Below are 14,565 nucleotides of genomic sequence, written 5' to 3'. Positions count from 1 at the left end.
ACAGCAGTCAGGGACCGGAAAAGGCTATTCCCCGAAACCGCCCCGCTCCAGTTGCAGCAGGAAGGCGTACTCCAGTGCAGTGCGCCGATAGCGCTCAAACCGCCCCGAGGCCCCGCCGTGTCCCACGTCCATGTTGGTGTCCAGCAACAGGATATGGTCGTCTGTCTTGTAGTCGCGCAGCTTGGCCACCCATTTGGCGGGCTCCCAGTACTGCACCTGGCTGTCCCAGTACCCGGTGGTGACCAGCATGTTCGGATAGCCCTTCTTTTCCACGTTGTCGTAGGGGGAATAGGAGAGCATATACGTATAGTATTCCGGGTCCGTGGGGTTCCCCCACTCGTCGAATTCAAAGGTGGTGAGCGGGATGGATTCATCCAGCATGGTGGAGATCACGTCCACAAAAGGGACGGCCGCGATCACCCCGTTCCACAGCCCGGGTTCCATGTTCACCACGGCCCCCATGAGCAGCCCCCCGGCGCTGCCCCCCATGGCATAGAGGTGTCCCGGGGAGGTATAGCCCGCGTCCACCAGGTATTTACCGGCGTCAATAAAGTCGTAGAAGGTGTTCTTTTTATTCAGCAGCTTTCCGTCTTCGTACCACGCCCGCCCCAGGGTCTGGCTGCCGCGGATATGGGCAATGGCAAAGATAAACCCGCGGTCGAGCAAACTCAGGCGCGAATAGCTGAAGGAGGGGTCTACGTTGGAACCATAGGACCCGTACCCGTACAGCAACAGGGGTGTTTCCGGGCTGCGCTCTGTATCCCGGTGGTAGACGATGGAGACGGGTACGCTGGCACCGTCGCGCGCCGTGGCCATGATCCGTTCCACCTGGTAGTTGTCGGGATCAAAATCCCCTCCCAGCACCTCATCCTGTTTCAGCAGGGTGCGCTCCCGGCTATCCATGTTGTAGGCATAGACGGTGGACGGCCTGGCAAAAGAGGAGTACTCGTACCGCAGCGCATTGGTGCGGTATTCGGGGTTCCCGGTGGTGTAGGCATTGTAGGCGGCATCGTCGAACCCAATATAGTACTCCGACATATCCCGCCGGTCAATGACATGCAATTGCACCAGGCCGTCCTTGCGCTCGCCCAGGACGGAAAAATTCTCGAAGTGGTCCATGTCCTCGAAGAGCACCTCCGGGTTGTAGGGGATAAAATCCACCCAATCCGATTTTGAGGTTGCGTTTTCCGGGCATTTCATCAGCCGGTAGTTCTTGGCGTCCAGGTTGGTGCGGATCACAAAATAGTCATCGATGTGGTCCACGTAATGGATCAGGCCTTTTTCCCGGGGCTGGAACAGGGTCCATTCCCCCCCGGGGGTGTCCGCGTCCAGGTACCGGTATTCCGTCCATTCCGAATGGGCGGAAACGAGCATCAGATAATCGCGCGACCGGCTCTTCTGCACATAACAGTTGAAGGTGGTGTCCGTTTCCTCATACACGAGTTCGTCCGTGGCGGGATCGCTGCCCAGGACGTGCTTGTAAATCTGGTAGATCCGGAGGGTTTCCGGGTCTTTTTTGCTATAGAAAACCGTTTGGTTGTCATTGGCCCAGGTAATTCCCTGGGCATTGTCAATACGCTCCGGCAGCAATTCCCCGCTGCTGAGGTTTTTGAAGTACACGGTATACTGCCTCCGGGAGACCGTGTCCATGGTAAAGGCCAGCCACTGGTTGTCCTCGCTGACCTCCCTTTCCCCAATACTGAAATACGCCTTGCCTCTGGCCATCTCGGGCCCGTCCAGCATGATTTCCTCTTCGGCATCTTCTTCCAGGGGTTTCCGGCAGTACAGCGGGTACTGGTTTCCTTCTTCATAGCGGGTATAATAGCTATAGCCATTGAGGGAGACCGGCACCGAGACGTCCTCCCGGGGCATCCTTCCCACAATTTCTTCGTACAGGCTGTCCTGCAGTGCCCCGGTAGGTTCCATCACGGCTTGCAGGTAGTTGTTTTCGGCCTCGAGGTAATCCAGGACCCGGCGGGTCTGTTCATCCGGGCTGTCGGCGTTTTTCTGTGCGTTGCTCAGGCGCATCCAGAAATAATCATCGGTTCGGACATCCCCATGGATTTCCAGTTTTTCCGGGGATTTTTCGGCTACGGGGGGTTGGGGGCCACCCTGGTCGGTGGCGCAGGCTGCCAGAAACAGGAACAGCGCGGGAATCAGGAATCGCTTCATTCGATGGATTGTATGAGTTATTTTTTTGGTTTACCGGGATCCCAATACGGGGGCTTCCCCCCGGGGTGCAGGGGTACATGGGCACTGCCGGAGCGGGACAGAAGGTACGGAAATTCCGGTCAAAATTTGCTGGTGTCCGGAACCGGGCATACTAAGGGGGGCGCGGCATCCGTTAGAATAGCATGAAAACCCTGCAAATTCCCCCCATGCGCCATCTTTTCATAGTTTTCGCATTCCTGACACTTTTTGCCGCCTCCTGTTCTACGGATGCCATGAATGACAATTCACTTGCCGAGGCTGCCGGGGAACTTCCCGGCTACCGGGGCGAGGTGGGCGAGTCGGCCGCAGACCTCCTCAGGGGCGATGCCTTTGGCGGACTGACCCTGCAACTGCTGTACACCCCGGGCCTCCGGCCTTCGGACCAAACCATCCAGAATTTCCAGGCCTTCCTGCTGGACAGGCTCAACAAACCAGACGGGATCACCCTTACGATCCAGGAAATCGGATCCCCGGGCCAGGAGGTGTACTCCACCCAGGATGTCCGGGACCTGGAGGACACAGTCCGGACGCTCTTTACGACCGAAGGGAACCTGGTGGTTTGCGGGATTTTCCTGGACGGCTCCTTTGAAGGCAATACGGAAAACGGCTCCGTCCTGGGCATCGCCTATCGGAATACCTCCTTTGTAATCTTCGGGGAAACCCTGCGGGAGTTCAGCGGACAACCTCTGGCCCCTTCAACAGCGGTTTTGGAGTCGACGGTGCTCAACCACGAATTCGGGCACCTCCTGGGGCTTGTCAACGGGGGGACGCCCATGCAGGATGCCCACCAGGACACGGAGCACGGGCGCCACTGCACATCGGAGGATTGCCTGATGTACTGGACCGCAGAGACGGGGGAAGGCCTTCTCAACAGGATTTCGGGGGGGACGATTCCCTCCCTGGACGCTGCCTGCATCCAGGATTTAAGGGCAAATGGCGGGAAGTAGTCCGGGGCCGGCCTCTGCCTCTGCAGGCCTGTAAGGGCCGGAGGCGTCAGGTTACCAGCTCAGATGCCGGTAAGCGTGGTTCCCGGGACCTCGTCCTGCAGGAAGGAACGGTAATGGGTGAACCGGTCAAAGACCTGCTTTACGTACTGGTAGGGTTCCTCCCCCCGCACGTACCCGTAATCGACCACTTCGTGCAAATAGTTGTCGGGGGCGCTGAGCGCAAGGATCATCCGGTCCACGTTCCGGTCCCAGCAATCCTTGTCCAACCCCTTAACCTCGGCCAGCTTTCGGGCATCTTCCACGTGCTGGTAACCGCAATTATAGGAGGCAAGGGCAAACTTGATGCGCTGGAGCGAATCGGGAACCGTCCGGAACCGTCCGTATAAGGTTTCCAGGTAGCGCGTACCGGCTTCCAGGTTCTGGGCCGCATCCGTAAGGTCGGCCACGCCGAGTTCTTCGGCGGTTTCCGGCATCAGCTGCATCAACCCGGCAGCCCCGGTCCAGGAGGTGGCCTCCGCGTCGAACCGCGATTCCTGGTACACCACGGAAGCGAGCAATCGCCAGTCCCAGCCCATTTGGCGGGCCTCCTGTTTGATCAGGTGGTCAAACGGGCTAATCTGGCCCTCATTAAGGCTGTAAAAGGGGCTGTTGACCCGGCGGCTGAAATTCCGCCGGTTCTTGAAATATTTGTTGAAGATCACGTAGTAATCCGTCTGCTTTTTTTCCTGGGCCAGCCAGTGGTTGATGGCTTTGAGCAGGTCGGGGGAATTCCTGGATACTGCCCAGGCAATCCGCTGGGAAAAACTGACGGGGACACTCACATCCAGAATGGGGTAGTGGGAGGCGTTGATCCGGGCCAGGTTCTGGTCGGCAATGGTGTATTTGATGTCCCTGTTGACCACCATCCGGATGATTTCATCCGTGGCCACGCTGCCCTCGAGGGTATCCACCACAATGGTGCCGCCGATCTCGTGGGAGAGGTTGTTGACCCGCTCCAGGTAGGAGGAATTTTTCCGGAGGCTGACCGTGTCCCCGATCAGTTCCACGGGGTCCAGCACCAGGCGTTCCAGGGTCTGGTCGCGGGTGAGGCTGCGCCAGTTTTCTGGCTTGCGCTGTACCAGCACCTGTTTGGTCAGGTACAGGTAATCGGCAAAGGCCACTTTCTTTTTCCGTTCCTGGGTAATGGCCAGGCCATGTGCCACGAGGTCTACCTCGCCCCGTTCCAGGATCTCCAGCATTTCGTCCAGGTCGGCCGCAATGCGGAGGTCGAGTTCCACCCCCAGGTTTTCCGCCAGCCGCTGCACCAATTCGTACTCATATCCCATTGGCTGTCCCCGGTAGAGGAAATAACTGGTAGCACTATAAGCGATGAGCGCCCGCAGCTTGCCGCTGGCGCGGATGGCGTCCAGGCTCCTCGAAGCACGGGCAGTGTCGGGATCGGAATTCCGGGAGCTGTCAGAACCCGGATGGCAACTGCAAAGCAGCAACATCAGGATAATCAGGCAGGGGAAACGCAGGGATAACATTGGTCTGAACACCTGCTTAAGATACAAAACACAGGGAAACCGCCCGGTGAGGGGTTCCGTTTAACCCGGATTGGGGAAGATTTACCGGTTGGCGACGGAGGCGTCCAGGGCATTGAGGGAAGACGCCAGGCGCTCGGTGCTTTCCCGCAGGATCATCTCGCTGATTTGCTCGTAATACATGAGCGTGACGGTGGCAATGGCAATCAAAAGGAGTGCCGAGCCAAGGCGGGCGAAGTATAATTTCTCTGAGTGGGACATGTCGCGTAATTGGTTGGGTTACAGCCCGAAGTTAAGAAATTAAGATGAATTTAACAAAAAATTAAGAATTGATTTTTCCGTCGGAGTACCTGAATGGAAAGATTTGTTGAGATGCCTCGCTTCATTGCGTCCTCCGGTCCCCCAGGGGGTTCAGGGAATTTTCCACGCCGGACTGGATTCCTTTCCAGACATAGTTCCATAAGCCCTTGTTCGGAACCCGTTCAAAAGCGATGGCCCCGATCACCGTTTTCCCCCCCCGGTTCGGATTGGAATTCCTGACCAGGTTGTTCGCCAGCCAGGAGAGCGTTGCTTTCCGGTTCCCGTCACCCTTGATAAAGGCTACCTCCAGGTCATCATACAACATCGTCAGTTCCCCGGCCATCCGCCGGGAGGATCCGGAGGCATGGAAGTACATGCCTTCCAGCCTACCCCTTGTAAAGCGCATTCCGATGGCCGGGTATATGGTGGGGTTGAGTTCGTGCAGGCCGGAACTGCCTTTCGTGGCGCCTCGCATGTGAAAATCATCCGTGGCGTAAGGCATTTGCAGCGCAACTTCCACGGGTAGCGTACCCAGCAGGTTCCCACGCAGGTCAATTTTCAGGGTATCCCGGCTTGCCCTGCCTTCGGCCCCCGAAAGGAGATGGAGGATTTGTCCGTTGAGTTCAGGGAATTCCACCAGTATTTCCTGCCCATTTTGCCGCAGTTTCTCCCGGTATTCCAGGCTGGCATTTGCCAGTAAAACCGAATCGATCCGAATAGGGAAATTCAGGCGGGTCAGTGCATCATCGGGCAATGGTACCCTCCGGGATAGATCATGGGGTTTTGTCTTGTCCCGGAAAATGCTCGCCTTGAGGCGTTCCACATGGACGGATCGCATGTGCAGGCTCCCTTCCCCCAGGAGCCGGTCCAGGTCGAATTCAGCGATCTGAAGGCTGGAAAACCGGATGTCGTAGGTTTCATAGCTGTGGACCTGATTCCGCGCATAGGCATCCGCATCCAACAGGGGGCGGAATAGCAGGCTGTCTACCCGGACCTGCTGGTCCTGGTGGCGGTAGTGGAAACGGTCAAAATACACTTCATAGGAAGCATCCGTAAGGGTATAGGTTTGTCGGCTGAGCTGCAGTTCGAGCCTGTCGAGGTCGGGGACCAGGGTCTCCCCGGATTCCATCGTGTCCGATGATAGGGCAATCCCGTTTACGCGAAGTCTATCTCCGTAAAAGGAAGCTACCGTGTCCCCCGGAGCTGAACCCATCAGGTTCATCCGGAAATGGTCCAGTTCCAGAAGGCTGAGTCGCGCCTGGCCGATCCCTGGCAGGCGGACGGAATCGATCCCCGTCCGCCCTGCTGCTGTACCCGTGTCATTCGGGCCGGCCGGGTCTTTGGTGCCCGGCTGGAGGTCCAGCTGCAGCGTATCCAAGCGGATTGACCGTATCATAAGGGATTTATTCCAGAGGAAATTGGAAAGGCTGATCCCTTCCAGGGTAATTCTACCTACGCGGAGCGACCCAAGCCCCTCTCCGGTGCCTCTCAATTTATCACCCGCAACGCGGGCCCGGACCTGCCTCAGGTGTAATTCTTCTGAGAATATATCGAGTTCCAGGGCTTCGTAATCCAGGGAAAATCTGGATTTGGCACTGTGCAGGACGATTTCCTGCTTTACATACCGGTCGAGTACTCCTTCCAGCACAGGGTTGAGCCAGAAAGCAGGGGAAATGGCCAGTAAAGCGACCAGTGCGAGGAGGAAGGGTTTCCTGAATTGGGTCTTCATACGGATAAGGGGCACAGGTTTTTCAAAGGGTAATTCCCAATGCCATTCTTAGCCCAGGCTTAATATAATGAAGTTGTCCGGATTCCACGTATTCGAACGCCCCGTTTGCAGCGCATTCGGTATCTTTGGTATGTAACCGCGGTCACATAACTCCCAGGGGGCAATTGATACCTTTGGACCAAACCATTCAAGCATGTTCGGAAAAGGAAGTAAGCTCTACAGCATTGTATTCCTCAAATGTCCGCGTTGTCATCAGGGGGCATTCCTCCAAAGCCATCCCTATGACCTCGCCAGTATGAACCGGGTCCGGGAAACCTGCCCGAAATGCCAGTTGAAATACCGCATAGAACCGAGTTTTTATTACGGCTCCATGTACGTGTCCTACGGCGTGGGCGTGGCAGTTGCCATCGCCGTGTTCGTGATCATCCTCCTCACCGGCCTCGAATTGGGGGTTGGCGGGATTTTCGGGGTCATCGTGGCGGTCCTGGTACTGCTGATGCCCTGGATCGGCGCCGTTTCCAAATCTATATGGGCCAACTTCTTTTTTAAGTTCGACCGGGAAATTGCCCGGGACGTAAAATAACCAGCATGATACAAGGACTCAGGGAGCGTTACGGAAACCAGTTCGAAGAGCCGCTGCTCGAGGAAATCGCCGCTGTAGGCGTCGTTAAGGAAGTGCCTGCCGGCAGCAAGCTGCTGGAGATCGGCGAGTATATCAAAGGGATGCCCCTGCTCATTTCCGGGGTGATCAAGATCCTGCGCGAAGACCGGGACGGTGATGAGCTCCTGCTGTACTACCTGGAACAGGGGGATACCTGTTCCATGACCATGAGTTGCTGCATGGGCCAGGCCCGAAGTGAAATCCGGGCCGTGGCCGAGACCGACGCGACACTCATCATGGTGCCCGTCCGGAAGATGGAGGAATGGGTGGCCAAATACCCCACGTGGCGCAGTTTCGTGTTTGAAAGCTACAACAACCGCCTGAACAAATTGTTCCAGGCCATCGACAGCATTGCCTTCATGAACATGGATGAGCGGCTGGTCAACTACCTCAGGGAAAAAGCGCGCATCGCCGGCGAACCCATCATCCGGAATACGCACCAGGAGATTGCCTACGACCTCCATAGTTCCCGCGTGGTGATTTCCAGGTTGCTGAAGAAGCTGGAGCAAATGGGAAAGATAGAACTCCACCGCAACCACATTAAAATTATCGACCTCTGAAACGGTTTTTCCCCATACTGGAATGGCTGCCGGCCTATCGGAAGGCCTACCTTTCCGGCGACCTGTCGGCAGGGCTGACGGTGGGCATCATGCTGATCCCCCAGGGGATGGCCTATGCGATGATCGCGGGGCTGCCCCCCGTGTTTGGCCTGTATGCCTCCCTGGTCCCCCAGGTAATTTATGCCCTCACGGGCACCTCCCGCCAGTTATCCGTGGGACCCGTGGCCATGGATTCCCTGCTGGTGGCCAGCGGATTGGGGGCCCTCGCCCTTTCCGGGATCGAGGAATACATCGCCATGGCCATCTTCCTGGCCCTCTTCATGGGGGTGCTCCAGCTGGCCTTTGGCCTGCTGCGGATGGGCTTCCTGGTGAACTTCCTGTCCCGGCCCGTCATCAGCGGCTTTACCTCGGCGGCCGCGATCATCATCGGCCTGAGCCAGCTCAAGCACCTTCTGGGCACCGAGATAGCCGGAAGCAACAAGATACAGGTCCTGCTCGCCGGGGCTGCTGCCGCCCTGCCCGGAACCCATTGGCTTACCCTTGGGCTCGGCCTGGTCGGGGTGGCCCTGATCCTCGGGCTCAAGCGGCTGGCACCCCGCATCCCGGGGGCACTAGCCGCGGTGGTGCTGGGGACGCTGGCAGTTTACCTGCTCGGATGGGACCAACAGGGGGTCCGGATTGTCGGGGAAGTACCGGGCGGGCTGCCCCTGCTGGAATTTCCCGAAATCCGGGCGGACCGGGTCAGCGAATTGTTCCCCATTGCCCTGGCGCTTTCGCTGATAGCCTTTATGGAGGCCATTTCAGTGGCCAAGGCGGTGGAGGAAAAACACGGGGAAAACCGCCTGGACCCCAACCAGGAACTGCGGGCCCTGGGGATATCGAATATCCTGGGTTCCCTTTTCCAGTCTTACCCCACAACCGGGGGGTTTTCGCGTACGGCGGTGAATGACCAGGCCGGCGCCAAAACCGGGATGGCCGCGCTGGTCAGCAGCCTGGTGGTGGGGCTGACCCTGCTGTTCCTGACCCCGCTTTTCCATTTCCTGCCCAATGCCGTCCTGGCGGCCATCATCATGGTTGCGGTTTTCGGGCTGATCGACCTGAAGTACCCCCGGGAACTCTGGAAAAACCGGAAGGACGAATTTGCCCTCCTGCTGGTGACCTTCGGGCTCACCCTGGGGCTTGGGATCAAAGAAGGCATCCTGCTCGGGGTGCTGTTTTCGCTCCTCTTGCTGGTCTACCGGATTTCCATGCCGCATATCGCCATCCTTGGGCGTATCCTGGGTACGGACTACTTCAAGAACATCAACCGGTTCTCAGAGGATATCGAAGAGTTCCCCGAGTTCCTGATCCTCCGTTTTGACGGGCAGCTGTTCTTTGGCAACAAGGACTATTTCCGGAAGGAACTCGAAAAGCATATCCGGCTAAAAGGGCCGCAACTTAAATACATCATCCTGAACGCAGAGGCCATCAGCTATATCGACAGCTCGGCCGTATTCATGCTGCGCGCCTTTATCCGCGACCTCAGGCGTGACGGGATCAGATTCCTGCTCGCCGGGGCCACCGGGCCAACCCGCGACATCCTCTTCAGCAGCGGGCTCGCCGAAGAGATTGGGCGGGAGAACCAGTTTGTCCGGACCTTCGAGGCGTTGCAGCACTGTATGGAAGCCACCGGGAAATCCGACATGGAGCACAAGGTGTCCACCCAGACGGCCCGGCGCCTTATGTAACAAAGGTAACTGTACTTCCGGCACGCGTTTTTTATCTTTCGTGTTAAACCTAAAATCGGGATTAGCCATGAAAGTTGAACAAATTTATACCGGCTGCCTGGCGCATGCAGCCTACTACATCGAAAGCAGGGGCGAGGCGGCCGTCTTTGACCCGCTGCGGGAGGTACAGCCCTACATCGACCGGGCCAAAAAGGACCACGCCAGGATCAAATACGTCTTTGAAACCCACTTCCATGCCGACTTTGTCAGCGGGCACCTGGACCTGCGCAAGAAAACAGGGGCCGAAATTGTTTTTGGCCCGAATGCAAAACCGGGATACGAAGCCCTGGTGGCAGCAGACGGACAGGTATTTGAAATCGGGGATTACAAGGTGAAGGTCATCCATACCCCCGGCCATACCATGGAAAGCACCACCTACCTCCTGATCGACGAGAAGGGGAGGGAACACGGCATCATTACCGGGGACACCCTGTTTATAGGGGACGTGGGGCGCCCCGACCTGGCGCAGCACGTCGTGTCGGAACTGACCGAGGAAAAACTGGCCTCCCACCTGTATGATTCGCTCCGGAACAAGATCATGCCGCTCCCGGACCACCTGATCGTTTACCCGAACCACGGGGCGGGATCGGCCTGCGGGAAAATGATGAGCAAGGAAACCACGGACACCCTGGGCCACCAGAAGGAGGTCAACTATGCACTCCGTGCCGATATGACCCGGGAGGAATTCATCGAGGAGTTGCTCACCGGTCTCACCGCGCCCCCCGGGTATTTCCCGCAGAATGTACTGATGAACATCCGGGGGTACGAGTCCCTGGACCAGGTGATGGAGCGGGGTACGCGGGCACTTGGCCCGGAAGCCTTTGAAGCGGCGGCGAATGAAACCGGGGCCCTGGTCCTGGATACCCGGGATGCAGCGGTTTTTGCAAAAGGGTTTATCCCGAACAGCATCAATATCGGGCTTGGTGGGGATTTTGCGCCCTGGGTGGGCGAGCTCATCCCGGATGTGAAGCACCCCATCCTCCTGGTTGCGGAACCCGGGAAGGAAGAGGAAGCGGTTACCCGCCTCTCCCGGGTGGGCTATGACAACACGTTGGGATACCTCAAAGGCGGGTTTGAAGCCTGGAAGCAGGCCGGCCGAGAGGTAGAAACCACGGGGCGGATAACGGTCAAGGAACTGGAAGACCTGGTGGACAAGGGGGATACCCCCCTGATCATCGACGTGCGCAAACAGAGCGAATACGATTCGGAGCACCTGGTGGATGCAGTGAATATCCCTTTGAAAGGAATCAATGACCACCTGGCAGAATTCCCCAAAGACAAACCCTTTGTGCTGCATTGCGCTGGGGGATACCGCAGCATGATTGCTTCCTCCATCCTGAAACAGCGGGGGTGGAACAATTTTACGGATGTCGTGGGCGGATTTGACGCCTTAAAGGAAAGTTCCCTCCCAAAGACTGAATATATTTGCCCTACGACACTGCTGTAACAAACGGAGCCCCGGGCGCAAGTCCGGTTCCCGATCTGCGGCTCCCCGGTTGGCTCCGGCGGAGACCCCGCAGAGGGCGCAGGGCCCCGGGTACTAACCGGGGCCCGGCAGCGGCCCGGCTGCAGCGGGCAACCCAATCGATATGTACCAGAAATACCGTTCAACACGTATCATGCGCTTAGGGGTCTTCCTGGCGTTCCTGATCATCCTGACTTCGGCTGTATCCCAGCAACGGGTCGGGAGTGCCGCCTATGACGACCGGCTGGAAGGGTTGCTGTCTCATTCGGTGCCGGAAGCCACGGTGCCGGAGGCCCGGGCAATGGATTCCGCGGTTTTCCTGGATGCCCGCAGCCTGGAGGAATTCTCGGTAAGCCACGTACCCGGGGCTTATTGGGTAGGGTACGACGATTTCAGCCTGGAACGGGTCTCCTCCATCCCAAAGGACCGGCCGGTGGTGGTATACTGTTCGGTGGGCTACCGGAGCGAAAAAGTATCCGAAGCGCTTTTGGAGGCCGGTTTCACCCGGGTGTCCAACCTTTACGGGGGCATATTTGAATGGGTGAACCAGGGCGGGCCCCTTGTGGACAGGGACGGGCCCACGGACCGTATCCATGCCTTCAACAAGTCCTGGGGCCGCTGGTTAAAGCGGGGTGAAAAAGTCTACTGAAAACCTAGGGCTGCATCCTTCCTTTTTCTCCTTTTTCCCGCCTGCGCCCGAACCCGTAGAGGTTCTGGTGGATAAAGTCTTTCGGGAAGTCCTCGTCACCCTCAAAGCCAAGTTGTATGGTGCCGCTTTCCTCCGGGATATAATTGGTGCCGAAGAGGTAATCCCACAGGCTCAGGCTGATGCCGAAATTCACCCCGTACCGCCCCTCGGGCAGGCGGTAGGCATGGTGGTAGAGGTGCATCACCGGGTTGTTGAGCAGGTATTTCAGCGGCCCCCAGGTGAGTTTGATGTTTGCGTGGTTCAGGTGGCCGATGGCGATGGCCGCAAAATGAACGATATACGCCTGTTCGGGTTCAAAGCCCCCGATGAGCATCACCCCGAAGGTTTTCAGGGGCTTATAAAGGATGTTTTCCATCCAGTGGTACCGCAGGTGGGCGGCAAACCCCATTTCCTTGACGCTGTGGTGCACCTTGTGGTATTGCCAGAATACGGGGTACTTGTGGAGCAGGATGTGGGTGAACCACTGCACGAAATCCAGGATGACGAAAAACACCAGGAGCTGCAACCACCCGGGCCAGCCGCCCATATCGATCAGCGCCAGGCTGTCCGGCCGGATTCCCAGATCCGTGAACAGGACCTGCAGGAGGCGGTAGAACCCGCTGATGGCGATGGCGAACAGGAAGAAGTTGAAGAACATATAGCCGACATCCAGCCAGAAATCCTTGCGGAAGATGCCCTGTTCCCGCCGCCAGGGGAACAGGATTTCCAACAGCCAGACCACCAGGGATATGGCAATGAGCCCCCAGAAATAATTCGTGTACCAGGGCACCTGGAACAGGATGGATTTCCAGGTCCAGTTCACGGTCCCGGTCAGGGCATTCCAGAAAGCCTCTACGTACGCCTCCATGGTTCAGGGTTCAAGTTCATACCATTCGATGTTTTCCAGGTTTTGCCTGCGTCCCTTCTCTTCCGGGGCGTAATAGGTTGCCAGGTAATCCAGGATGACTGCCTCGTTATCGCCCAGTTCCCAAAGGTTCTGGGTTTCCTGCATCCAGCGGATGGTGCTTTCCCACCCCTCCCGGGTCATCCGGTTCTGGGTGACCAGTTCGGCCGAATGGCAGGGGGTGCAGTTGCTGATGACCACCGGGAGTCCTTCCCCCGCCCTGAAGCCGGTCTGCACGTGGATCCCGCCCGAAATTCCCTCAGGGGACGCCTGTACGGAATCCGCAGGTACCGGCAACGGGTCCCCCGAATCCTGGACCGGCAAACCGCTGCGGTACCAGATGAAAGCCGCCAGGGCTAGCACCAACCCAACCCCAAGCAACCCTTTCCAAAGGCTGCCCCATTTCCCGGTTTTTCCCTTCCCTTCCATCAGGTGATTTTTAGGGCGATGCGGTGGCAGGCATTGTTCAGGTACCCTTTGGGGTTCCAGCCCGGGAGCACCATGGGCTGGGCCTTTCCCTCACTGTCTTCGGCACGGGCCCAGAGTTCGTAATACCCTTTTTGCGGGAACCTCACCTCCCCGCTGAACCGCTGCCAGGCAAGCCGGTTGGCGGGGGCCTCCAGGGAGCAGTCCTCCCAGGTACTGCCAAAGTCTATGGAATACTTCACCCGGGCCACCCGGAGTTCCCCGGCCCATGCATGGCCCCGGAACGGCAGGCTGCTGCCCAGGGGCAGGGTGGCCCCGGTCTTCGGGTAGGTGATCAGGGATTTTACCGGCATGGATTCGATGATGCACATGTCCGAATCGGCCACCTTGGTCCCCGGGGCTACCGGTTCGCAGGGTACCCGGTAGGAGTCGCCGGTCATCTTGGCCCCGTCGTGTACCCGGTCGCGGATACTCAGCCGGGTGATCCATTTTCCGGAGGCGGAGGCCGGCCAGCCGCCGGCCACCAGCCGCAAGGGGTACCCGTGGGCCATGGGGATGTCTTTCCCGTTCATCTGGTAGGCGACCAGGGTTTCATCCTGCAGGGCCTTTTCCATGGGGACCCCACGGGAAATGGGTTCCTTGCCGGGGTCCCCGCTGAGGTGGCGGTCCGCTGCGTGGTAACCGATGTACACCGCGTTTGTGGTGTAGCCGGCATCTTCCAGCAGGTCCCTGAGCCGGACCCCGGTCCAGGACGCGCAGGACACCGCCCCGACGGTCCACTGGTTCCCCGACGCCGGCGGGTTGAATTCGCTCCGTCCGTTGCCCCCGCATTCCAGGGTAAGCCGGTAGGTGTGTGGGCGGAATTTCTTTTTCAGGTCTTCCAGGCTGTAGGATTTCACCTGTCGGGCCGCCTCCCCGTCGATGGTGAGCTGCCATTTGGTGGGGTCGGGCTTTTCGGGGATCAGGCCGTTGTTCCGGATAAACATGTATTTATTGGGGGTGACGGGGTCGTCCAGCAGGTGCGCCTGTGCTTCCATGTTCCAGGGCCTGCTGTTGAGGACCACCATCTCGGGGTCCTTGTCGAAGAGGGCAAAAGGGTCGGGATCCTGGAGCCCCAGCAGCGAAAGCCCTTCCGGCAGCCGGTTACCGAATACGATTTCTGCACCCAGCAAACTGCCCAGAGAAAGCAGGGCCGAACGGCCCACGAATTTTCGTCTTTCCATGTGCGTGCATTTGTTCAGCCCCTAAACTTACACTTTTAAGGAAACAGGGACCGCAACCAAAGTTACAATAGTATCCGGGACCCTGTGATACGGGGCCATGGATTTGAAAGAGAATGTAACAGGGGTTACATAACCCTGCCCGATAAAACGGTAACTTGCAGT

Annotated in this window: 13 protein-coding genes; 6 read left to right on the top strand and 7 right to left on the bottom strand. The window is 58.1% G+C overall.

Going from position 1 to position 14,565, the window contains the following annotated elements; translation table 11 throughout:
* Positions 1–24: 24 nt before the first annotated feature.
* Positions 25–2,172 carry a S9 family peptidase gene (locus H7F20_RS02155; protein ID WP_185784497.1) on the bottom strand — a complete coding sequence of 716 codons (2,148 nt, stop codon included), beginning with the start codon at positions 2,170–2,172 and terminating at the stop codon, positions 25–27.
* A gap of 206 nt (positions 2,173–2,378) precedes the next feature.
* On the opposite strand from H7F20_RS02155, the gene H7F20_RS02150 reads away from it, so the two are divergent.
* Positions 2,379–3,158, top strand: coding sequence for a membrane metalloprotease (locus H7F20_RS02150; RefSeq protein ID WP_185784496.1), 780 nt, complete (start codon positions 2,379–2,381; stop codon positions 3,156–3,158).
* Between the two features lie 59 nt (positions 3,159–3,217).
* Here H7F20_RS02150 and H7F20_RS02145 read toward each other — a convergent pair whose 3' ends face one another.
* From H7F20_RS02145 to H7F20_RS02135, 3 genes are all read right to left on the bottom strand, one after another.
* Complete coding sequence (locus H7F20_RS02145; protein ID WP_185784495.1) at positions 3,218–4,684, bottom strand: transporter substrate-binding domain-containing protein; 1,467 nt, start codon at positions 4,682–4,684, stop codon at positions 3,218–3,220.
* 81 nt (positions 4,685–4,765) lie between these two features.
* Positions 4,766–4,942, bottom strand: a complete 177-nt coding sequence (locus H7F20_RS02140) for a hypothetical protein (protein ID WP_185784494.1) — start codon at positions 4,940–4,942, stop codon at positions 4,766–4,768.
* Between the two features lie 121 nt (positions 4,943–5,063).
* Positions 5,064–6,710: a hypothetical protein gene (locus tag H7F20_RS02135; protein WP_185784493.1), complete on the bottom strand. Its 1,647-nt coding sequence runs from the start codon at positions 6,708–6,710 to the stop codon at positions 5,064–5,066.
* A gap of 193 nt (positions 6,711–6,903) precedes the next feature.
* Here H7F20_RS02135 and H7F20_RS02130 point away from each other — a divergent pair, with 193 nt between their 5' ends.
* The 5 genes from H7F20_RS02130 (at position 6,904) to H7F20_RS02110 (ending at position 11,811) form a co-directional block, all read left to right on the top strand.
* A complete protein-coding gene (locus tag H7F20_RS02130) occupies positions 6,904–7,293 on the top strand; it encodes a DUF983 domain-containing protein (protein ID WP_185784492.1) in 390 nt (129 codons plus the stop codon).
* 5 nt (positions 7,294–7,298) lie between these two features.
* The gene (locus H7F20_RS02125; protein ID WP_185784491.1) at positions 7,299–7,931 is read left to right on the top strand and encodes a Crp/Fnr family transcriptional regulator; all 633 of its coding nucleotides are present in this window, start codon (positions 7,299–7,301) and stop codon (positions 7,929–7,931) included.
* On the top strand, positions 7,928–9,658 hold the full coding sequence (locus tag H7F20_RS02120; RefSeq protein WP_255444026.1) for a SulP family inorganic anion transporter: 1,731 nt from the start codon (positions 7,928–7,930) through the stop codon (positions 9,656–9,658). Before H7F20_RS02125 ends, H7F20_RS02120 begins: the two co-directional genes overlap by 4 nt.
* Before the next feature lie 67 nt (positions 9,659–9,725).
* Entirely contained in the window at positions 9,726–11,144 is a 1,419-nt protein-coding gene (locus tag H7F20_RS02115; RefSeq protein WP_185784490.1) for a rhodanese-like domain-containing protein, read from the top strand.
* A gap of 142 nt (positions 11,145–11,286) precedes the next feature.
* Positions 11,287–11,811, top strand: coding sequence for a rhodanese-like domain-containing protein (locus H7F20_RS02110; protein ID WP_255443951.1), 525 nt, complete (start codon positions 11,287–11,289; stop codon positions 11,809–11,811).
* Positions 11,812–11,815: 4 nt separating this feature from the next.
* Here the strand turns inward: H7F20_RS02110 and H7F20_RS02105 are convergent, their stop codons facing one another.
* From H7F20_RS02105 to H7F20_RS02095, 3 genes are read right to left on the bottom strand one after another with little or no spacing between them, the layout of a single operon-like run.
* On the bottom strand, positions 11,816–12,718 hold the full coding sequence (locus H7F20_RS02105; protein WP_185784489.1) for a sterol desaturase family protein: 903 nt from the start codon (positions 12,716–12,718) through the stop codon (positions 11,816–11,818).
* 3 nt (positions 12,719–12,721) lie between these two features.
* Positions 12,722–13,183, bottom strand: coding sequence for a cytochrome C (locus H7F20_RS02100; RefSeq protein ID WP_185784488.1), 462 nt, complete (start codon positions 13,181–13,183; stop codon positions 12,722–12,724).
* The gene (locus H7F20_RS02095) at positions 13,183–14,403 is read right to left on the bottom strand and encodes a sulfite oxidase (RefSeq protein WP_185784487.1); all 1,221 of its coding nucleotides are present in this window, start codon (positions 14,401–14,403) and stop codon (positions 13,183–13,185) included. The genes H7F20_RS02100 and H7F20_RS02095 overlap by 1 nt, the downstream gene beginning before the upstream one ends.
* Between the last annotated feature and the right edge of the window lie 162 nt (positions 14,404–14,565).

It is taken from the genome of Robiginitalea sp. SC105 (assembly GCF_014243345.1).
GTDB lineage: Bacteria > Bacteroidota > Bacteroidia > Flavobacteriales > Flavobacteriaceae > Robiginitalea.
Note: the sequence above shows the minus strand (reverse complement) of the source record. Positions and strands in the feature narration are given on the sequence as shown.

Bases quoted from the DNA above. Each gene is read 5' to 3' on its own strand.
- H7F20_RS02155 (WP_185784497.1), bottom strand. From the start codon at position 2,172: ATGAAGCGATTCCTGATTCCCGCGCTGTTCCTGTTTCTGGCAGCCTGC.
- H7F20_RS02150 (WP_185784496.1), top strand. From the start codon at position 2,379: ATGCGCCATCTTTTCATAGTTTTCGCATTCCTGACACTTTTTGCCGCC.
- H7F20_RS02145 (WP_185784495.1), bottom strand. From the start codon at position 4,684: ATGTTATCCCTGCGTTTCCCCTGCCTGATTATCCTGATGTTGCTGCTT.
- H7F20_RS02140 (WP_185784494.1), bottom strand. From the start codon at position 4,942: ATGTCCCACTCAGAGAAATTATACTTCGCCCGCCTTGGCTCGGCACTC.
- H7F20_RS02135 (WP_185784493.1), bottom strand. From the start codon at position 6,710: ATGAAGACCCAATTCAGGAAACCCTTCCTCCTCGCACTGGTCGCTTTA.
- H7F20_RS02130 (WP_185784492.1), top strand. From the start codon at position 6,904: ATGTTCGGAAAAGGAAGTAAGCTCTACAGCATTGTATTCCTCAAATGT.
- H7F20_RS02125 (WP_185784491.1), top strand. From the start codon at position 7,299: ATGATACAAGGACTCAGGGAGCGTTACGGAAACCAGTTCGAAGAGCCG.
- H7F20_RS02115 (WP_185784490.1), top strand. From the start codon at position 9,726: ATGAAAGTTGAACAAATTTATACCGGCTGCCTGGCGCATGCAGCCTAC.
- H7F20_RS02110 (WP_255443951.1), top strand. From the start codon at position 11,287: ATGTACCAGAAATACCGTTCAACACGTATCATGCGCTTAGGGGTCTTC.
- H7F20_RS02105 (WP_185784489.1), bottom strand. From the start codon at position 12,718: ATGGAGGCGTACGTAGAGGCTTTCTGGAATGCCCTGACCGGGACCGTG.
- H7F20_RS02100 (WP_185784488.1), bottom strand. From the start codon at position 13,183: ATGGAAGGGAAGGGAAAAACCGGGAAATGGGGCAGCCTTTGGAAAGGG.
- H7F20_RS02095 (WP_185784487.1), bottom strand. From the start codon at position 14,403: ATGGAAAGACGAAAATTCGTGGGCCGTTCGGCCCTGCTTTCTCTGGGC.